We start from the raw sequence: 19,375 nt of genomic DNA on the forward strand, positions 1-19,375 counted from the left end.
GCGTGCAATTGCGCCTAGAGACGTAGGTATGCTAACACCTATGTCCATCTTCGGCCACATCCGTGCCATCGCCATCCTTGGTCTGCCCCTGATCGGGGGGCATCTGGCGCAGATCGCAATTGGCGTGACCGATACGGTCATGCTGGGCTGGTACGGGGTCGAGGCGCTGGCCGCAGGCACGCTGGCCTCTACCTATTTCTTTATCCTGTTTATTTTCGGCAGCGGCTTTGCATGGGCGGTCATGCCTATGGTCGCCAGCTTTAGCGCCGAGGGCGACCAGACCTCGATCCGCCGTGCCACGCGCATGGGGCTATGGCTCAGCTTCGGGTTCGCGACTCTGGTGCTGCCTGTTATGATCTTTGCCGCGCCGATCCTGCGCCTGTTGGGGCAGGGCGATGCGGTGGTTGCGCTGGGCGCGGACTACCTCGCGGTGGCGGGGTGGGGGATTTTGCCCGCGCTGTTTGTCATGGTCCTCAAAAGCTATCTGGCCGCGCTTGAGCGGACGCAGGTGGTGTTGTGGATCACCGTGCTGGCGGCGGTGACCAATGCGTTGGTCAATTACGCGTTGATCTTTGGCAACTGGGGCGCACCCGAGTTGGGCATTATCGGTGCGGCGGTTGCATCCTTGTCGACGCAAGTGGTGTCGCTGGTCGGTGTGGTGGTCTATGTCCGCGTGATCCTGCCCGAACACGACCTGTTTCGCCGCATTTGGGCGGTGGACCGCGACATGCTGGCGCGGGTGTTCAGCCTTGGCTGGCCGATCTCGATCACCTCACTAAGCGAGACGGGCCTGTTTGCTGCCTCGGCCGTGATGATGGGGTGGCTGGGGACTGTGCCCCTGGCTGCGCACGGGATCGCGATGCAGTTCACGGCGATGACGTTTATGGTGCATTTGGGTCTGAGCAATGCGGCCACGGTGCGGGCGGGCAATGCCTACGGGCGCAGCGACCCGCAACATCTGGCGCGCGGCGCGTGGATTGTGACGGTGATGTCGCTGGCGTTTTCGGTGCTAACCGTGGTGATGTTTGTGCTGTTCCCCGAATTCTTCATCAGCATCTTCATCCTAGACGGTGAACCCGCCCGTGCCGAGATTATCTCTATCGGTGTGGTGCTGTTGTTCATGGCGGGGCTGTTCCAGCTGGCAGACGGCAGTCAGGCCATCGCCCTTGGCACCCTGCGCGGGGTGCAGGACACCCGCCTGCCGATGGTGATCACGGCCTTCAGCTATTGGGTCGTGGGCGTTCCGGTGGCGTATGTGCTGGGGTTTGTGCTGGAGCTTGAGGGCATCGGCATCTGGGGCGGTCTGGCGCTTGGGCTGGCTGTCGCGGCGGTGCTGCTGAACTGGCGGTTCTGGTTCCGCGTCCTGCCCGGCGTGGCACGCAAAGCGCCCTAGTCTCTGGTGAGGCGGTCTGCCTTTTTGCGCACAAGCGTGCTGCGCAGATCATGCATGGCCAGCAACAGGTGGTCCGTCACGGCCTCCAACTGCTCGTCCGTGGCACGCGACTGCGCCCAGTGGGTGGTGGTGTTGAGATAGTCGATGGCGCGGAAGATGTCGTCGATTTCGCGGTGGGCGAGGGTTTTTGACCGCTCTTCCATCCAGTTCTTGATGGCGTCGACGTCCACAGCGGCCAGCGTGCGGTCGCCGTGTGCCTTGATCTCGCCGTTGCGCATGTTGACGACAGCGATCTGGTCCATCTCGATCCGCCGCTGGCGGTTCTCGGTGTCCAGCCTGAACACAAATGCGCCGTTCTCGCGGACGCGGAAATAATACTCGGGCAGTGTGTCAGCCATCGGGCTTCCCGTAAAAAGAGTTCGCTCGGAGACAGCCTATACAGCGTTCACCATAAAAACCAAGCCCGATACAAAAAGCGAAGAACGCGCACAGCGTAGCGATGAGCGCGCTCTCAATCCAAGGTTAGCGCAAGCCCGCGCAGAATTCGGTGATCCGCTTGCAGGCTTCCACCAGATTCTCGTCTGATGTGGCATAGGAGACGCGGAAGTTCGGGCTGAGCCCGAAGGCTGCACCAAACACAACCGCCACACCCGTTTCTTCCAAAAGGGCGGTGGCGAAAATCTCGTCATTCTCGATCAGCGTGCCACCGGCGGATGTTTTGCCAATGCAGCCCGCTATCGACGGATAGACATAAAATGCGCCATCCGGCACGGGACAGCGGATGCCCTCGGCCTTGTTCAGCGCCTCGACCACCAGATTGCGGCGGCGCGCAAACATCTCGTTGTTGGGCGCGATATAATCCTGCGTCCCGTTCAACGCCTCGACCGCCGCCCACTGGCTGACCGAGCAGGGGTTGGAGGTGGATTGCGACTGCACCTTGCGCATCGCCCCGATCAGCTTTTCCGGACCCGCGGCATAGCCGATCCGCCAGCCGGTCATCGCATAGGCTTTGGACACGCCGTTTACGGTGAGCGTGCGGTCGTACAAGCGCGGCTCTACCTGTGCGGGAGTGCAGAATTTGAAATCATCATAAACGAGGTGTTCATACATATCGTCCGTCATCACCCAGACATGCGGGTGACGCATCAGAACGTCGGTCAACTGCTTGAGCTCGTCCCAGGTATAGCCCGCGCCTGTCGGGTTGGAGGGCGAGTTGAAGATCAGCCATTTCGTCTTGGGCGTGATCGCCGCCTCCAGCTGGTCGGGGGTCAGTTTGAAGCCTGTCTGCAATGACGCTTCGGCGATGACGGGTGTCCCGCCCGCCAACAGCACCATGTCGGGATAGCTTACCCAATAGGGCGCGGGAATGACGACCTCGTCACCCTCGTTCAGTGTGGCCATCAGCGCGTTATACAACACCTGCTTGCCGCCTGTTGAAACGCTGACCTGCGCGGGGACATAGTCCAGATCGTTGTCGCGCTTGAGCTTGGCACAGACCGCCTGCTTCAGCTCGATGATGCCGTCGACTGCTGTGTATTTCGTTTTGCCGGCTGCGATGGCCGCAACGGCTGCGTCTTTGATGTTCTGCGGGGTATCAAAGTCGGGCTCACCAGCGCCAAGGCCAATCACGTCATGGCCTGCGGCCTTCAGCTCTTGCGCCTTTGCCGTGACGGCGATGGTGGGCGATGGTTTGACGCGGGCAAGTGTTTTCGACAGCAGTTCCATTTTGGCCTCATTCCGTTATAGACGTGCATGACCCTCTTAGGGGGAGACCCTATGCCGATCAAGCGCTCAACCGCGCAACAGGAGCTTGCATGACCGATACTGATCACAATCCCGACGATACCGACTGGTTCGGCCCCGATGCCGCCACCTTTGGTGACCGTGTGGCCGCCGCCCGCGAGGCCGCAGGCATGACCCAGACCGTTCTGGCCCGCCGCCTCGGCATCCGCGTCACAACCCTGCGCGCATGGGAAAATGACACAGCAGAGCCGCGTGCCAACCGTTTGTCGATGCTGGCGGGGTTGCTGAATGTTTCGATGATGTGGCTGATCAACGGCGAGGGTGAAGGGCTGGACGGCCCCGAGGGTGCAGGCACTATGACAGGCGACGCCGCCGATCTGTTGTCCGACATGCGCGGCCTGCGGGTTGAGCTGGCCCAGAGCGCCAAGAAAGTCGCCCATTTGGAAAAACGCCTGCGGGCTTTGTTGATGGAGCGCCCCGATGTTTGAGATGCCACGCCCCGACCGCCCCGAAAACGAACCCCGCGAGGTGCGGATCAAACGGCTCGCCATGCGCTCTATGCGGCGCGGGATAAAAGAGATGGACCTGATCTTGCAGGCCTTTGCGACCGACAGTCTGGACAAGATGAGCGCGGCCGAACTTGAGACCTATGACGACCTGTTGGATGAAAATGACCATGATTTATATCAATGGGTCACGGGGCAGTTTACCCCGAAACCAGAGTTCGAGCCGTTGATCGAACAGATAAAAGCCCATATCTCAAAGTCTTGATCGGGTTTGCTGACTTTTAACGAAATATTTTGATTCACCCTTCAATCTGCCTCCAGAAGCCATAACAGTCGGAGAGTAGTATGAGCATTCAGGACAGCATTGGTCTGCCAGCCAATGAGCAGGCGTTCCTGCCCGAAAAGGGATTTATGTCGGGGTATCTGGAGGCGCTTTCCCTTGTGGAACGGCTACACCGGTTGTTGCTGGACGTGATCAAAGACGAATTCGAACGTGTCGGCGTGTTGGAAATCAACGCTGTGCAAGCGCTGTTGTTGTTCAACATCGGCGATAACGAAGTCACCGCCGGGGAATTGAAAAGCCGCGGCTATTATCAAGGCAGCAATGTCAGCTACAATCTCAAGAAGCTGGTCGAGATGGGCTATATGCACCACCAACGCTGCGAGATTGACCGCAGATCGGTCCGTGTCCGCCTGACCGAAAATGGCCGCTACATCCGCGATGTGGTTGCCGACCTGTTTCAACGACACGCAGGCGGTTTGGAAGACAGGGGTGTATTGGGCCCGGAAGGGATCGTCGATATTACGGCTTCGCTCAAACGGGTCGAACGGTATTGGACGGATCAGATCCGCTATATCTACTAGGGTTTGGATGCCTAGGCTTGTGAGGGAAGCCAACGGCAACCATAGTGAAATATATGCGGCGCACCGTTTTGTCTGAACGGTGCGGCGCTTTTGTTTTTTCGGGGCAAAGATGCTGCGGGCGCATCTTGCTACGCCACGTCATGCTGCGGCAGCATCGTTGACAGGAAAGTCGGCGCAAGTGTCCACTGGGATCGAAACCAGACAGGACAGGAGCGCGACATGAACACGCAAACAGCATTAGGCACAGGATTTGACATTCCCGATCCGGCAGCGCTGCCCAGCCTTAAAGGAGCGGTGAACGAGACAGAGTGGAAGCTACGCTGTGAGTTGGCCGCGACCTACCGCTTGTGCGCGCTGCATGGCTGGACCGATTTGGTGTTCACGCATATCTCGGTCAGGTTGCCCGACGAGGACGGGGAAGAGCGCTTTTTGATCAACCCCTACGGCGTGATGTTTGACGAGATGACGGCATCTTGTCTGGTGAAGATTGATTTGCACGGCAACATCTGTTCCGACACGCCCTATTTCATCAATCCCGCAGGCTTCACAATCCACAGCGCCATCCACGCGGTACGCCATGACGCGGGCTGTGTGATCCATGTGCATACACCCTACGGGGTGGCGGTGTCGGTGCAAAACGACGGGCTGCGCCGCTATACCCAGTTTGCCATGACGGTGAGCAATGATCTGGCTTATCACGACTATGAAGGTATCGCGCTGGATCTGGACGAGCGCGAGCGGATCGTCGCGGACATTGGCGACAAAAGCCTGTTGATGCTGCGCAACCACGGTACGCTGACGGTCGGGCCAAATTGCGCGATTGCGTTTCTGCGCATGTATTTTCTGGAAAACGCCTGCAAGACGCAAATTCTGGCCCAAGCGGCGGGGGACGGCGCATTGCACGAAGAGCCGCAGGAAATGGCCGATGTGGTTCAGGGGCAGGCGGCAGGGGCGTTTACGCCCGGGATGGGCGACAATCTGGTTTGGCCAGGGTTGTTGCGCAAGCTGGCGCGTCAGAACCCCGGGCATGACGCGTAAGCGCGGTGTGACGAATGGGGCAGAGGACTTAAGGCCAGAAAAAATAGGGTTTCCGGCTCAGCGTAGCGAGAGGACGAGGCCGTCGAGTTCGCGCAGCAGTTTGGTTTGCATGGCTGTGGCGTAGTCCTCAAATCCCAGCGCGGTTTCGGTGAAGGCGTGGGGGCCGAGGATGACTTCGGCGCTGAAGTAGGCGGTGAGTTCTGCGATACCCTGTTCGCGGATGTCGCCACTGGCGGGATTGTCGGCACCGATGACGAGTGCGTTTATGGTGATGCCTTGGGTCGCGATGCGCTGTTTTAAGGTGCGCGGGCGGGGGCCGAGGTTGCTTTTGCCATCGCCCGAGATGTCGAGCGTGCGGCGCCAGCAGTGACTACGTTGGGCGAGCTGGGCGGCGCCGTGCAGCATGGCAACGCCCAAGGCCGTGCCGGGAGTTGCGTCTGTGCGCCGCTCGGTCGACTGGATTTGTGTGATGGCTGTGTCGAGGTCGTCGGCAGTTGTGAGGCGAGTCCACGGGAGCAAGGTGAGTTGGTCTTTGGGGCCGCTCCATTCAAAGACCATCAGTTCAATCGGGGTTTCAGGCTGTGCGAGAATGGCGGCGCGGACGGGGGGGCTGTCGAGAGCCGTCGCGAGGCCGTTGATCTGTAGGCGGTATTCGCGGGCGTCGACCGACCCTGACACGTCAAGGCCAAGGGCCAGCGCGTGGCGGCACGGTTGTTCTGCTGTGGCGGTGCCGGCCCAAAGCGCGCAGGCGGCAGTGAGCAGGGCGCGTTTCACCCTGCGTCCTTGGACATGCCGAGTGCGCCGATTGCGGGAGGGGTGAGTTCACGCTCCAGCTTGCGGGTCATGGCGCGTTCATAATCGTCGAAACCGTCGGCGATGATTAAGAAAGCGCCCGGGCCGCGGATCACCTCGCCGCGGTAAAAGGCGATGAGGCCGACCTCGCCTTCGAAATCGGCGGCGTTAACCACGAGGCCGTTGACGGTGACGCCCTGAAACGGGAATTCGCGGTAGGCGCTGGCGGGGGGGAAGCCTTCGTTGCTTTGTCCGTCACCCGCCATGTCGAGGGTTTTGCGCAGGCAATCGGGGCTGCGGGCCAGCAGCTTTGCGCCGTAGCCCAAGGCATAGCCCATGGCGGTGGGGAAATCATTGTGGCTGCGGGTGCTGGCAGCGACGGTTTCGGCAGCGCTCAGTAGGGCCGATTGGCTGTCGATCATTTGCCAATCAAGGATCATCTCCTGATTATAGCGGCCTGACCATTCGTAGACCGCCAGCGCCACAGGCAGGTCGGCTGCAAAGAACGCGGCCTGCACTTCGGGTGCGGTGAGGGCGGCGACCAAGCCGTTGCGCTGTAGCTGGTCCTCGGCCGCATCAACCGAGCTTGAGACATCAATGGCCAACGCCAGCGCCAACCGGCACTCGACCGCGTGGGCGGGGAGGGCGGCAAGCGCCAGCCCCCCCACCAGACACGCGGATTTTATTACCAATGTCCGGTGTTCCCCATTGATGTCCACGGCTCCGCAGGTTCCAGCGCGTCGCCTTCTTGCAGCAACTCGACCGAGATATTGTCGGGCGAGCGGACAAAGGCCATGCGCCCGTCATGGGGCGGGCGGTTGATGGTCACGCCATTGTCCATCAGGTGCTGGCAGGTTTCGTAGATGTTATCGACCGTATAGGCGAGGTGCCCAAAGTGGCGGCTGTCCGAGGGCAAGGCGTCATCGCCGTCCCAGTTGTACGTCAGCTCAACATCCGCGTGGCCGTCGTCCATGCTGGGGGGGCACAGGAACACCAGCGTAAAACGCCCGCCTTCGTTGTCGATGCGGCGGCGCTCTACCAGCCCCAGCAGTTTGTAAAACGCGATTGACGCATCAAGGTCTTTGACGCGCACCATTGTGTGCAAATATTTGATCGGCATGGGGGACTCCTGTTTCCATCGTCCGCAGTATCCTAGCACTCCGCGCCCTCATGTCGAGGGAGCCAGACCTAGAATGACGAGGCGATGCCGATGCTGATCCCTGTGCGGTTCACATCATACAGACCGATGTTGGAATTGGTCTTGGATGCTGTAAAGCTGACCGTGGGGTTAAAGCCCATGTAGTCGATGTTTTTGAACGTCGCGGTGATGTCGGCCGAAACCTGAAAATCACGGCGGCCCGAGGGATCATGGGGTGAAACATCGTAGTCGCGGTAACTGGTGCCAAGGCCGAAGCTCAGCGCGGTGCCCATGACCTCACGACCCAGCACATAGCCCGTGCGCAGGCGCACTTCGTCATACTCCAGCCGTTCGGTGCCGGAATTCAGCGTGCTGATGCTGGCCCCGAGGTAGAGACCGTCACCACTGCTTAAGCGGCGGCTCATACCTGTGGACAGTGTCAGGAGGTGCTGGTCTGATCCGCGCTGGGCGCGGCGGATGTCACTGCTGAGGCCGAGGGTGAGTTTCGCGGTTTTGGTGGCGTAATAGCTTTGCGAGACATTGGTGCGCAGATAGCTGTTGTAGCGCGCACCGCCGTAAAAGCTTTGACCCAGATCGGCGGTCAGGCTGAATTCCCCGCGGCGATCGCTGCGCAATTTCTTGTAGCCATAGCCCAGTTGCAGCGTGCCATAGGCGAAATCACTGCCGGTGATGTTGCGCGGCTCTTCACCGTTTTCGACACGAGATACATCATCTTCGCGCAGGTCATCTTTAGAGGAGCCGGACAGCTGATAGGTCTTGTACGAGAGTCGGGCACGCAGATCATGGGCGCTATTGCTCGTTTGATGAAAACGATAGCGAGTTTGCAGATCCAAACCCGTCTCAATCCCGGATATTGCTTTACTGGTTGTGCCAAGCTCTACCTCGAAGGGTTCCCCGCCGGCGAGGGGGCTCAGGATTTCATAGAGCAATACGGATCTGTCGCGGGCCGAGCCGTTGTTGATGTTGCTGTTGGGCGCAATCGTGAATGACAGATTGGTCTGCCACGGATTGCGCTGTTGGACGTGTTTGAAATCACGCGCGGCGCGGGCTTTGTGTTGCTTTGTAGGCGCGACTTGGGCGGCCCGCCTCAGCCATAGCTGGGCGCGGGTGCGTTTATCGTCTGACGACAACGCCTGTGCCATCAACAGGGCGGCGGTATATTTTTGCCCGTCAGTTGTTGCGTATTTCCAAGCCGAGCTAGCAGCAGCACGCGCTTGTGCGTATTGCTGCTTCTCGCGCAAAACGGACGCACGGATCAACAGTGCGGCCACGTCATTTGGGTCACGCACCAAAAGCGCATCTGCAAATGCAAGTGCGCGGTCAAACTGGCCATTGCGCAGGTTCAGCTCGGCCGCGATGCGCATTTGGTCAGGTGCAAGGACCACAACGTTTTCAGTATTGCTGCGCGCGGATACAGGCGCAGATGCGACCGCAACCACGCCTGCCAATAGTCCGCACGACAGCTTAAAAATGCCGGATCGCATTATGTCTTACTCGGGATCGTTGCGGTATACGATAAACCCTGAGGTATCGCGGAAACCGTCACCGCTTTCCAAGACATAGACACCAACGATTTCATCGGGGTCTTCACCGGATACAATCGCGTAGAAAGTGCCTTCTTCGTAGATGCTTGCCTCGCCCTCATCGTTGACGATCTGCGACTGGATTTCTGTCACAATCTCGCCGTTGGTATCCAGAACATCAGGGCCAATGACAAACAAGACATCAGGGATTTCAGTCACACCTTCGCCGAGAGAGTTTGCAACCTGCTCTGTGATGTCGACCCCGTCGAGATTGAAAACCCGACGATCGGTGATCTCGCCTTTGACGCCGTCCCCCAGAATGGTCTGGCCATCGTTAAAGTCGTCATGATCAATATCGACAGTCACGTCAGCTGTGGTGTATTGCAGCCCACCACCCTGGCTGTTGTCGCGCAGACCAGCCGAATGTCCCCTGAAAGTTGCTTGCAGGGTGTCGGGCAACGTCACTTCGGTGTCGCGCTGGTAGATGAAGCCACCAAAGCCATAGTCAACATAATTGCCCGTGCGCACGATAGCGAACTGGGTTGTCGGCCGTGTGTTGCCGTTGCTGTCAGTCACGCTGTTTTGGCTCACGCCGTAAACAGCGCGGTACCTAAGCTGATTGATGCGTTCTTCGTTGACAGGATCGATTGCAACAGTCGGCGCTTCATAAACCTGAAACCGCCCTTCGCCGTTGGCTTTGAGGCTGAGCGAGCTTACCGCGGTGCCGCGGTCGTAAGGTCGGTCGCCGTCAAACGCGATGTTATCAACCGTAAAGGTATCGTCCGCGCTATTGTAGGTCATGCCGGTGGCAAAGCCGTTGCCACTATCGACGCCGTCACCGTCGACGCGGGCTTCAGACCGGAAGATAGATGCATTTGGCGAGGCACCTTGGGTTCCGGGGGGGATGCCATCACGGTTGATCCCTGTGCCTTCGCCGTCGCCAACAGTTTCCCCGTCTGTGACGCCGCCGCCGTTATCGGTGGTGTCGTCTTCGGTTTCAAACGGGTTGCCGCCGCTACACGCGGCAAGGCTCGCCATCAAAGCGAGGCTTAGGAGTTGCGTTTTCATGATCTGCCCTCAGAAAAGCTATACTTGTTTTTTGCCACAATCGCTGGCGCACGGCTGGGTTGTCAACGGCGCGTGCATCCGCCTGCGAAAAATCCCGTTCACCATGACGAAAATACAATACCGCCTATTGCGGTTCCTGCCCGCCCGTCCGCCAGATATAGTAGGGGCCGAATCCACCTCATTCCCGTCACAAGGACCGCCCCCATGCCGATCAGCCCAGAACAACAAGCCGAAATCGACGCGCAGCGCGCCCAGAGCAAAACAACCCTGCGTGCGGTCTCGGAAGGGATGGAGGCACATCTGTATACCGCGCACGAAGTGCTGGATCACGGGTTCATCCGCGTCATCGACTATATGGGCGACGACGCCGCGATCTGTCAGGCCGCCCGCGTAAGCTACGGGAAAGGCACGAAATCCGTGCAAAACGACGAAGGGCTGATCCGCTACCTGATGCGCCACTGGCACTCCACCCCGTTCGAGATGTGCGAGATCAAGCTGCACGTCAAACTGCCCGTATTCGTCGCCCGCCAGTGGATTCGCCACCGCACCGCCAACGTCAACGAATACTCCGCCCGCTATTCGATTCTGGACCGTGAGTTCTATATCCCCGAGGCCAGCCACATCAACGCGCAGTCCGTGGTGAACAATCAAGGTCGAGGCGGCGTGCTGGAAGGGGCCGAAGCCGCCCGCGTGCTGGAGATTCTCAAATCTGACAGCAACCGTGCCTACGACCACTACGAATCCATGATCGCGCAGGAAGGCCCCGACGGCGAGCCCCAAGACGGCCTCGCGCGTGAACTCGCCCGCATGAACCTGCCCGCCAACATCTACACGCAGTGGTACTGGAAGGTCGACCTGCACAACCTCTTCCACTTCCTGCGCTTGCGCGCAGACGAGCACGCCCAATACGAGATCCGCGTCTACGCCGATGCCATCTGCAAAGTAGTGGCGGACTGGGTGCCAGCCGCCTACGGCGCGTTCGAGGACTACCGTCTGGGCGGGGCGACCTTGTCTGGGAAGGCGCTGGACTGCGTGCGGCGGATGTTGAAGGGGGAGGAAGTGACGCAGGAGAACAGCGGAATGAGTAAAGGAGAATGGCGGGAGTTTGAGGGAGCGCTTAAGTGAGCCTCGAAATTGCGCGCTTGTCTTATGAAGTTTCAAAGTCGCAATTAGTGAATCAAAAAGAAGATTTAAAGAATCTCCGTAATCAAGCATCTTTCTGCGCTGCGATAACTGGTCTCATAGGGACAGTTTTCGCTTCATTGGGGACAAGCCTTACTTTGGAGAGTTTTACATCACGTATCGGTTTGCTCAATGATGGGTTTGAGGGCTTGTTTGTGGTTTTGACTTTCGCGATGTCAATTTGCTTCTCTATCCTCGTTATGACAACTTGGAGAAAGTGCACTTTTGACTTCGACGTGAATTGGATACTTGCCCAAAATGAACTTGGAAGAACAGATGAGGACATATTAATCCAATTGTCAAAAGATGCCGATAAGTACTTTAATGAGAACGAAAGAGTTCTTGATGAAACTAAAGATAATCTTTGGTGGAGCTTAGTGCTTTCTTGGTGCCAGATTCCGGCGTGGATTCTGCTGCTTCTGACCTAGTATTATTCTTGGGGCCACAGTTGGGAAAAGATAAAGAAGACGAAAAGCAACCGGTCGGGTTTACTAGCCGAAAGACTACGCGCCGAAGGGCTAGTGATAATGGAGAGATCAGAACCTACATGGCGACCCGTGGGCAACGTAAAGTTGATCAAGAGCCTGGAAAATGGAACGATAAGAAAAAGAGTCCTTCGAAGAGGGAAAAGGAATAGATGTGACTACTGAAAAGAAGCCGCCGCCGCCAACGTCCGCGAAGCCGACAATAAGGTCGATAAACGACGGAAAAGGCGGGAAGAAATAACAAGCGTAGGGTGGGTGAAACCCACGCGCAATGGATGGGTTTCACCCACCCTACAGCATATACAACTGTCCAACCAATGCCCAATCTCTGATTGGGCAGCGCCCGAACCGCCCCCGTTTTGCCGAAGGCAAACCTACGGTTTGACGCAGGCGCTTCACACTAGCCCCTCGGTTCGGGCGCGGTGCTTGATGTTGAGGTTCAGCCTAATTAATTCTGTTTAGAAGGCGCGCTTTGTTTATTGGGGATCAGCCCGAAAACCAAAAAAGCTGGACACAAAGCCCAGCCCTCGGCAAAACTACCTGTAACAAATCAAAACAACAGGTGTAGCATGTCAAAATTCAACACACTGGCGCTGGTCGCAGCCTTGGGGATGGTCTCAGCGATCCCGAACACCGCAACGGCAGAGGTGAAAATCTACCCCTATGCCGCCTCGCATAACTATTGCCCCGCAGGGCTACAGCCCGTCTCGATCGACGGGGTCATCTGCTGCGGCAAGCCCAACACGCGCACCAGCTATCAGTCCACCATGTCGCACCCCGTGGCCAAGAAAAAGCACCACAAGGTCGTGCAGAAAAAGCGCCACGTGCGCCGCGCAAAAGCCCAGTGCCAGCTTGGCACCAAGGGCTGCACGTTCGACTGAGTTATAACGATCTAGAGAAGCGTGATGTCTGCCGCCATCTGGCGGCCATCGCGGCCCTCTGACATCTCAAAGCTGACCTTTTGATCATCGGCCAGACCCGTCAGGCCCGATTGCTCTACGGCCGAGATGTGGACGAACACATCATTGCCGCCCCCCTCGGGCGCGATAAACCCGTAACCTTTTGTTGTATTGAACCACTTTACGGTACCCGTTGGCATCGTCTTCACTCCTTGCTATTTCGGGCAGAGCCAAAATTCACCGGACCTGCCGACGGCCCGTTGGTCAGAGCCGACACAACAAGATTTTGGGCAAAGTCCGAGAATTTCAAGGATTGGGAAAAAGATTCTGCGCATATCGGCAAAATGCCGCGCCAGTTGAGGAGAAATTAAGCGATGATCGAGCTGTTTGGTTTGAAAAACTGTGACACCTGCCGCAAGGCGATGAAGGCATTGCCTAATGCGACACTGGTTGATGTGCGCGCAGATGGTGTGCCGGATGCGGTCATGGCGGCGGCCTATGCGCAGTTCGGTCAGGCGCTGGTCAACACCCGCTCGACCACGTGGCGCAATCTGGACGAGGCGGCGCGGGCCACCGATCCGCTGGACCTACTGGCGCAGCACCCCGCTTTGATGAAACGCCCGCTGATCAAAGCGGGCGATCAGCTGTTTCTGGGATGGTCGGCCAAGACGGCCGAGGAGGTCGCGGCGCTTTAGCCCGCCCGCCCGCGTAGGGCGCGGTCAAACGAAAGCGGCCCCGCACCTTTGATTACCAGCACGACCAGCAAGAAGATCCACAGCGCACGTTGATCCATGATCAGCCCGTCCGGGATCTTGTCAAACCATGCGCCCAGCACTTTGGGGTCGCCCAGTCCTCCGTGGCCGTAGAGGTCCGTCAGCGATTGCAAGATCACGAACCCGATCATGCCCAGAGCGGCCAACCGCGTGAACAGCCCGACGACAATCAGCACGGGCAGGATAAACTCGGCCCATGTTCCCGCCAGCACAAAGAGCGTGTGGAAGATGGTGAATTGGTCGACGTCATAGCCGACGGCCTCCATCATGCGGGGGAAAATCTGTGCGTAGGCACCGACTGAAGGCGTAAAGATGCCCAACAGCCCGTCACCGATTTTAGTGAGCCCCGAAATCCAGAAATACATAAACAGGATTGCCGCAAACAGCAGGCGGGCAAGCGTCGGCAGCAGCCAGTCGGCACGCTCAAGCCGCAGGGTGATCGCGTGATAGAGGTTCAGGAGGGCAGTCATTCAAGTATCCTTTTCGGGAGGGCAGAACGCGTGGGCCTGCAAGGTCAGCGTGAGGGTCGTGGCAAAATCAAAATCAGGAGCGGCCGCGGTGGCTTCCTCGACCGCTTGTCCCAAAGGCAGGGTGCGCAGCGCGTTCAGCCATGTCGCGGCCCCTGTGGGCAGCAGATGCACTTCGGGGTCGAATTCGGGGCGGGTAATCAGCACAGCCTGACCCACGGGTTGCGGGGCGGGGGCGCTGTCGTCATAGGCACGCCGCCACAGATCATAAAGCGGCCAACGCGAGCGCAAGATACGCGTTGCAGGCGCGAGGGTGAGCGGCAGATCGTTCAGGATGTCGGGGGATTGTTGCAGAAGGCGCGCGTCAAATGCGTCCGCGTCCGAGGCGTGATACGCCGCACGGATCGCCAGATCCAGACGGGCCACATCACCGAGGTATCCAAGATGCGCAAGCGGCTCGAACCCTTCCAGAAACGCGGGAAAATCAGCGCCGTAATGCATCATCAACGGTGATTTCGGGGGATGCGCACGTATATGCAACGGCGCCAGCGTATCAAAGTTTTGCGCACCCAGCAGGTTGCGGACGGTGGGAAAGGCCAGCTTCATCGCTTCGGTCAGGGACACGGTGACATTGTTGCGGTAAACGTCGTACCGCCGCCCCGCAGGCGCACCAGCACCGTCCAGCAACCCGTCAGGCGCAGGGGTGGCCGCGTCCAGCAAGGCGGCGCGAAATTCGCTTTGGGTGACGTGCATCAGTTGGCCATGACCTGCGCGAGGGCCGCAGCGGCGCGGTCGGCTTCATCGCGCAAAACGGGCCAGTCGGGCACATCCGTGTCCCATTCCACCAACACAGGTTTGGGACCCGAGCGCGCAAGCGTATAATCCAACAGTGCCCAAACGGGATCAACCACCGCCGCGCCGTGGCTGTCGATCAGCAAGGGCGCACCGTGATCGTCGTGGTCCTCGTCATGGCCGCCCACGTGGATTTCGCCCACAGCCTCCAGCGGGTAGGCATCGATATAGGCCTGTGGGCTGAGGTTGAGGTTTGTGGATGAAACGAAGACGTTATTCACATCCAGCAACAAACCACATCCTGTCTTGTGGACAAGAGCAGCAAGAAAGTCGGTTTCCGAATAGGTGCTTTCGGCAAAAGCGAGATAGCTGGAGGGGTTCTCCAACAGCATCTGGCGGCCCAATGTGTCTTGGACTTGCGCGATATGGTCGGCCACGCGGGTCAATGTGGCATCGGTATAGGGCAGGGGCAGCAGGTCGTTCAGAAACTCGGCCCCGTGGGTGGACCACGCAAGATGTTCGGAAAAGCTGGCGGGGGATGTGCGGTCCAGCAGGGTGCGCAGCCGCGCAAGGTGGTCTGTATCCAGCGGCGTTTCCCCACCGATCGACAGCCCGACACCATGTACAGACAGCGCAAAGTCATCGGCCAGCGCACGCAGTTGCGCGTGTGGCCGGCCACCGTCGCCCATGTAATTCTCTGCATGGACCTCGATCCACGAAACAGGGCCAGGCGCATCGCGCAGATCGTTGAAATGTTGGGGTTTATAGCTGACGCCGACACCGTTAGGCAGGCGGGTGGCAGGGGAGGATTGGTCAAACATCGTGTCGCCCTCCAGTCCGAATTTACGGGTCACAGAGCCCCGCATTGCGCGGGGCTTTGTGGGAATGATTTATGCGGGCAGGTCACGGTCCAGCGCTTCGAGAGAGCCTGTCCGCGCTGTGCCGTCTGCCATGGCGGGCAGCTCGATGCTTTCGCAGGTGCCTGCGTCAACAAGCGTCCATGCGTTGCCTTGGTAATCAGTGACGGATGTCCCTGCGCATGTGGTGCCGGGACCCGCGGCGCAATCATTGGCACCTGCGACAGACACGCCATAGCATTTCTCTTTGGCGGCGGCGTCAGCCGTGGTTGCGGCACCTGTCATGGATGTTGCAACTGCGCCTGCGATGGCAAGAGTTTTCAGTGTTGTGGACATCGGGTGTCTCCCTTTTCGTATGAAGTCGTGTTGACGTTTGGTGAAGCCAGTAAAACAGCTCGCCTGTTTAAAATCTACTCACGAGACAGTGTGTCACAGGGGCGTCATGATACGCGCCAAAAAATAAAGAAAAATCCGCCTACCTATGCGGAAAATTCTGCATTTTGTAACAAAAGAGGGGCGCGAGGCCCCTCTGAGATGCTCAATTGTTACAACAGGTCCGGCGCTGTGGCCTCACGTTTCAGGGCGGCTGTAACATCATCCAGCCCCTGCACCGAGGTCTGTTTTTCGCCCAAGCGGCGCACGGATACGGTGCGTTCGTCCACTTCGCGGTTTCCCACGGCGAGGATCACGGGAACTTTCCCGACCGAGTGTTCGCGCACCTTGTAGTTGATCTTTTCGTTGCGCATGTCCGCCTCGGCGCGCACGCCTGCGCTGCGCAGCTGTTCCACCACTTCGGCCACATATTCATCCGCGTCCGAGGTAATAGAGGCGACAACCACCTGACGCGGGGCCAGCCAGAAGGGCAGCTTGCCTGCGTGTTCTTCGATCAGGATGCCGATGAACCGCTCGAAACTGCCAAGCGTGGCGCGGTGCAGCATGACGGGGCGGTGCTTGCCGCCGTCGGCACCCACATAAGTCGCGTCCAGCCGCTCGGGCAGGTTGGGGTCCACTTGCAGCGTGCCGCACTGCCATTCACGGCCAATCGCATCCGTCAGCGTGAATTCCAGCTTCGGGCCATAGAACGCCCCTTCACCCGGCAGCAGCTCGTATTCATAGCCCGCGGCGTTGCACGCATCGCCCAGCGCTTTCTCGACACGGTCCCAGCTTTCCTCAGTGCCGACACGCTTTTCAGGGCGGGTGGACAGTTTGATGGTCCAGTCGTTGAAGCCGAGATCCGAGTAGACAGACGCAAGGAAGGCGATGAACTTCGCCGTTTCGTCCACGATCTGGTCTTCGGTGCAAAAGATGTGCCCGTCGTCTTGGGTAAAGCCGCGCACGCGCATGATACCGTGTAAAGCGCCCGAGGGCTCATAACGGTTGCACGACCCGAACTCGGCCATGCGCAGGGGCAGGTCGCGATAGCTTTTCATACCCGTGTTGAAAATCTGCACGTGGCAGGGGCAGTTCATGGGTTTAAGCGCGTTGACGGTCTTTTGTGCCGCGTGTTCTTCGTCCACTTCGACGATGAACATGTGGTCCTGATAGTTTTGCCAGTGACCTGAGTCCTCCCACAGCTTGCGGTTCACCACCTGCGGTGTGTTCACCTCGACGTAGCCGTCGGCACGCTGTTTGCGGCGCATGTAATCCTGAAGCTGGGTGTAGACCATCCAGCCGTTGGGGTGCCAGAACACCTGACCGGGGGCCTCTTCCTGCATGTGGTACAGGTCCATCTCGCGGCCCAGCTTGCGGTGGTCGCGTTTGGCGGCTTCTTCCAGCATGTTCAGATGCGCACGCAGTTTTTCTTTGCCCGTAAACGCCACGCCGTAGATGCGTTGCAGCATGGCGCGGTCGCTGTCGCCGCGCCAGTAGGCACCCGCGATGGACATCAGTTTGAACGCGTCACCCGGCACTTGGCCCGTATGTTGCAGGTGCGGGCCGCGGCACAGGTCCTGCCAGTCGCCGTGCCAGTACATGCGCAAAGGCTCGTCGCCGGGGATCGCTTCGATCAGCTCAACCTTATAGGGCTCGCCCAAGTCTTCATAATGTTTGATCGCGCGGGCGCGGTCCCAGACTTCGGTCCGAACGGGGTCGCGTTTGTTGATGATCTCTTTCATCTTCTTTTCGATGAGGCCGAGGTCTTCGGGGGTAAAGCTCTCCTTGCGGTCAAAGTCATAGTACCAGCCGTCTTTGATGACGGGGCCGATGGTGACTTTTGTATCGGGCCAGATTTCCTGCACGGCGCGGGCCATAATGTGGGCCAGATCGTGACGCACCAGCTCGTTCGCTTGATCTTCGTCCGCCATGGTGTGGATCGCAAGGGTGGCGTCGGCGTCAATGGGCCATGCCAGATCATAATGCGCCCCGTTCACGGTGGCGCTGATGGCTTTCTTGCCAAGGGATTTGGAGATGTCGGCAGCGACTTCGCCTGCGGTGATACCGGCGTCATAGTGTCGGGCAGAGCCATCGGGAAGGGTGAGTGCGATTTGGGCCATGGGGCCTCCTCGTCGGTTTGGCGCCTACGAGACGCCCGGTTGCGGGTTATATGTGCCGCGGGTTTTGCCGCCCGCTGGCGGCCACGTCAAGAGGTGGGGCGTGCCAAAGGCTCCAGCCGCGCAGATAGTGTCAAATGTACCAGCGCCAGCACTGCGCCAAAACCCGCACCAATGCCCAGCGACACAAGGCCCAGCGTGTTGATCAACACGCCGCCCAGACTGGACCCGACGGCAGCACCCAGATAGATCGCCGCCGCATTCAGCGCCAGCACCACAGGCGCACGGTGACCCGCCAGTGTGATCAGCCGCGTTTGTTGCGCGGCCATGAACGACCAACTGCCCAGCGACCAGATAAACACCAGCACCATCAGCGCCACAGGCGGCAGCGGCAGCAGCGAGAACACAGGCAGCACGCTGGCCTGTATCAGGCACACAATCGTCAGCGTTACCCGCCACCCGAAGCGGTCGGACATATAGCCGCCGATCACATTGCCCGCCACCGCCCCGACGCCCGCGATCATCAGCATAAAGGCGATGCCATCACGGCCAAAGCCCATCGTCGCGCTCAGCAACGGGGCGATGTAAGTGAACAGAATGTACTGCGTCCCGATGAATGTGGCGGTGAAGGCGACGGCCAGCATCAGCCGCCCTTCGCCCAAGACATCGCGCAGATCGCGCAGGGTCACGGGCTCGAACCGCAGGCCCGCAGGCACGCGGGTCCAGATCAGCCACAGGCAGGGCAGGCCAACCGCGACAACCAGACCAAAGGCCCATCGCCAGCCGAAAGTATAGGCGATCCAGCTGCTGGCAGGGACGCCCACGACCTGCGACATGGTCAGGCCAAAGAAAACGGCGGCCAGTGCTTTGGCGCGCTGATCCTCGGGGCTGAGCATGGCAGCCACGGTTGCGGCAATCGGTGTAAACAGGCCCGCACCCGCTGCGGCCAGAACACGCGTCCCATTCAGCGCCATAATCCCCGGCGCGACAATCGACAGCGCTGCGGCCGCCACAAACATCGCCACCCCCGCCGCCAGAATGCGCCGCCGCCCCACCTGACCTGTGTAGGCCACCAGCAGCGGCGACAAGATCGCATAAGCCACGGCATAGACCGTCAAAAGCTGCCCTGTTTGCACGGGGGTCAGGTTCATATCCGCGCCCAACGGCTCCACCAGACCGATGATGCCGAAGGCACCGACACCGATCACAAAATTACAAACAGAAAGGGTGGGGATCAGCAATCGATCCGAATGGGGCTGCGTCATGGCGCTAGGGTAGCACCAATGCCGCCCCCCACAAGGGCCACCATCGCGCCGCGCCGCAACGTCGCAAATCCTGCGCTGCG

General features: G+C 59.2%; 23 protein-coding genes. 9 read left to right on the forward strand and 14 right to left on the reverse strand.

Annotation, left to right across the window (positions count from 1 at the left end):
• Positions 1-28 precede the first annotated feature (28 nt).
• Positions 29-1,393 (forward strand): MATE family efflux transporter, encoded by a 1,365-nt coding sequence (locus ABMC88_RS05850; RefSeq protein WP_349575903.1) that lies wholly within the window; start codon positions 29-31, stop codon positions 1,391-1,393.
• Here ABMC88_RS05850 and ABMC88_RS05855 read toward each other — a convergent pair.
• Both ABMC88_RS05855 and ABMC88_RS05860 read right to left on the reverse strand, forming a co-directional pair.
• Positions 1,390-1,791, reverse strand: coding sequence for a hypothetical protein (locus tag ABMC88_RS05855; protein ID WP_349575904.1), 402 nt, complete (start codon positions 1,789-1,791; stop codon positions 1,390-1,392). The genes ABMC88_RS05850 and ABMC88_RS05855 overlap by 4 nt on opposite strands.
• A gap of 124 nt (positions 1,792-1,915) precedes the next feature.
• Positions 1,916-3,118 (reverse strand): pyridoxal phosphate-dependent aminotransferase, encoded by a 1,203-nt coding sequence (locus ABMC88_RS05860; protein WP_349575905.1) that lies wholly within the window; start codon positions 3,116-3,118, stop codon positions 1,916-1,918.
• Positions 3,119-3,207: 89 nt separating this feature from the next.
• On the opposite strand from ABMC88_RS05860, the gene ABMC88_RS05865 reads away from it, so the two are divergent.
• The 4 genes from ABMC88_RS05865 to ABMC88_RS05880 all read left to right on the forward strand — a co-directional run bounded on the left by ABMC88_RS05865 (position 3,208) and on the right by ABMC88_RS05880 (position 5,544).
• A complete protein-coding gene (locus ABMC88_RS05865; protein WP_349575906.1) occupies positions 3,208-3,624 on the forward strand; it encodes a helix-turn-helix domain-containing protein in 417 nt (138 codons plus the stop codon).
• Positions 3,617-3,907 carry a succinate dehydrogenase assembly factor 2 gene (locus ABMC88_RS05870; protein ID WP_349575907.1) on the forward strand — a complete coding sequence of 97 codons (291 nt, stop codon included), beginning with the start codon at positions 3,617-3,619 and terminating at the stop codon, positions 3,905-3,907. The genes ABMC88_RS05865 and ABMC88_RS05870 overlap by 8 nt, the downstream gene beginning before the upstream one ends.
• Positions 3,908-3,987: 80 nt before the next feature.
• Positions 3,988-4,506 (forward strand): MarR family winged helix-turn-helix transcriptional regulator, encoded by a 519-nt coding sequence (locus ABMC88_RS05875; protein WP_349575908.1) that lies wholly within the window; start codon positions 3,988-3,990, stop codon positions 4,504-4,506.
• 219 nt (positions 4,507-4,725) lie between these two features.
• Positions 4,726-5,544 carry a class II aldolase/adducin family protein gene (locus ABMC88_RS05880; RefSeq protein WP_349575909.1) on the forward strand — a complete coding sequence of 273 codons (819 nt, stop codon included), beginning with the start codon at positions 4,726-4,728 and terminating at the stop codon, positions 5,542-5,544.
• A 57-nt stretch (positions 5,545-5,601) separates the two neighbouring features.
• Here ABMC88_RS05880 and ABMC88_RS05885 read toward each other — a convergent pair whose 3' ends face one another.
• From ABMC88_RS05885 to ABMC88_RS05905, 5 genes are all read right to left on the reverse strand, one after another.
• On the reverse strand, positions 5,602-6,318 hold the full coding sequence (locus ABMC88_RS05885) for a DUF1194 domain-containing protein (RefSeq protein WP_349575910.1): 717 nt from the start codon (positions 6,316-6,318) through the stop codon (positions 5,602-5,604).
• On the reverse strand, positions 6,315-7,022 hold the full coding sequence (locus ABMC88_RS05890) for a DUF1194 domain-containing protein (RefSeq protein WP_439655583.1): 708 nt from the start codon (positions 7,020-7,022) through the stop codon (positions 6,315-6,317). The genes ABMC88_RS05885 and ABMC88_RS05890 overlap by 4 nt, the downstream gene beginning before the upstream one ends.
• Entirely contained in the window at positions 7,022-7,456 is a 435-nt protein-coding gene (locus ABMC88_RS05895) for a VOC family protein (protein WP_349575911.1), read from the reverse strand. Before ABMC88_RS05895 ends, ABMC88_RS05890 begins: the two co-directional genes overlap by 1 nt.
• 68 nt (positions 7,457-7,524) lie before the next feature.
• Positions 7,525-8,880 (reverse strand): surface lipoprotein assembly modifier, encoded by a 1,356-nt coding sequence (locus ABMC88_RS05900; protein ID WP_349575912.1) that lies wholly within the window; start codon positions 8,878-8,880, stop codon positions 7,525-7,527.
• A 105-nt stretch (positions 8,881-8,985) separates the two neighbouring features.
• Positions 8,986-10,086 carry a hypothetical protein gene (locus ABMC88_RS05905; protein ID WP_349575913.1) on the reverse strand — a complete coding sequence of 367 codons (1,101 nt, stop codon included), beginning with the start codon at positions 10,084-10,086 and terminating at the stop codon, positions 8,986-8,988.
• A gap of 204 nt (positions 10,087-10,290) precedes the next feature.
• On the opposite strand from ABMC88_RS05905, the gene thyX reads away from it, so the two are divergent.
• From thyX to ABMC88_RS05920, 3 genes are all read left to right on the forward strand, one after another.
• A complete protein-coding gene (gene thyX / locus ABMC88_RS05910) occupies positions 10,291-11,211 on the forward strand; it encodes an FAD-dependent thymidylate synthase (protein WP_349575914.1) in 921 nt (306 codons plus the stop codon).
• Positions 11,208-11,696 carry a hypothetical protein gene (locus ABMC88_RS05915; protein WP_349575915.1) on the forward strand — a complete coding sequence of 163 codons (489 nt, stop codon included), beginning with the start codon at positions 11,208-11,210 and terminating at the stop codon, positions 11,694-11,696. Before thyX ends, ABMC88_RS05915 begins: the two co-directional genes overlap by 4 nt.
• Before the next feature lie 626 nt (positions 11,697-12,322).
• The gene (locus ABMC88_RS05920; protein ID WP_349575916.1) at positions 12,323-12,634 is read left to right on the forward strand and encodes a hypothetical protein; all 312 of its coding nucleotides are present in this window, start codon (positions 12,323-12,325) and stop codon (positions 12,632-12,634) included.
• Positions 12,635-12,645: 11 nt separating this feature from the next.
• Here ABMC88_RS05920 and ABMC88_RS05925 read toward each other — a convergent pair whose 3' ends face one another.
• Positions 12,646-12,852 (reverse strand): cold-shock protein, encoded by a 207-nt coding sequence (locus tag ABMC88_RS05925; RefSeq protein WP_349575917.1) that lies wholly within the window; start codon positions 12,850-12,852, stop codon positions 12,646-12,648.
• 177 nt (positions 12,853-13,029) lie between these two features.
• Here ABMC88_RS05925 and ABMC88_RS05930 point away from each other — a divergent pair, with 177 nt between their 5' ends.
• The gene (locus ABMC88_RS05930) at positions 13,030-13,347 is read left to right on the forward strand and encodes an arsenate reductase family protein (RefSeq protein WP_349576140.1); all 318 of its coding nucleotides are present in this window, start codon (positions 13,030-13,032) and stop codon (positions 13,345-13,347) included.
• Here ABMC88_RS05930 and ABMC88_RS05935 read toward each other — a convergent pair.
• From ABMC88_RS05935 to ABMC88_RS05960, 6 genes are all read right to left on the reverse strand, one after another.
• On the reverse strand, positions 13,344-13,895 hold the full coding sequence (locus ABMC88_RS05935) for a DoxX family protein (protein ID WP_349575918.1): 552 nt from the start codon (positions 13,893-13,895) through the stop codon (positions 13,344-13,346). The genes ABMC88_RS05930 and ABMC88_RS05935 overlap by 4 nt on opposite strands.
• Positions 13,896-14,645: an HvfC/BufC family peptide modification chaperone gene (locus ABMC88_RS05940; RefSeq protein ID WP_349575919.1), complete on the reverse strand. Its 750-nt coding sequence runs from the start codon at positions 14,643-14,645 to the stop codon at positions 13,896-13,898.
• A complete protein-coding gene (gene bufB / locus ABMC88_RS05945) occupies positions 14,645-15,505 on the reverse strand; it encodes an MNIO family bufferin maturase (RefSeq protein ID WP_349576141.1) in 861 nt (286 codons plus the stop codon). The genes ABMC88_RS05940 and bufB overlap by 1 nt, the downstream gene beginning before the upstream one ends.
• Positions 15,506-15,574: 69 nt before the next feature.
• Positions 15,575-15,877 (reverse strand): BufA1 family periplasmic bufferin-type metallophore, encoded by a 303-nt coding sequence (locus ABMC88_RS05950; RefSeq protein ID WP_349575920.1) that lies wholly within the window; start codon positions 15,875-15,877, stop codon positions 15,575-15,577.
• A 209-nt stretch (positions 15,878-16,086) separates the two neighbouring features.
• The gene (gene thrS, locus ABMC88_RS05955) at positions 16,087-18,033 is read right to left on the reverse strand and encodes a threonine--tRNA ligase (RefSeq protein ID WP_349575921.1); all 1,947 of its coding nucleotides are present in this window, start codon (positions 18,031-18,033) and stop codon (positions 16,087-16,089) included.
• An 86-nt stretch (positions 18,034-18,119) separates the two neighbouring features.
• Positions 18,120-19,295, reverse strand: coding sequence for an MFS transporter (locus ABMC88_RS05960; RefSeq protein ID WP_349575922.1), 1,176 nt, complete (start codon positions 19,293-19,295; stop codon positions 18,120-18,122).
• Between the last annotated feature and the right edge of the window lie 80 nt (positions 19,296-19,375).

It is taken from the genome of Sulfitobacter aquimarinus (assembly GCF_040149565.1).
Taxonomy (GTDB): Bacteria; Pseudomonadota; Alphaproteobacteria; order Rhodobacterales; family Rhodobacteraceae; genus Sulfitobacter; species Sulfitobacter aquimarinus.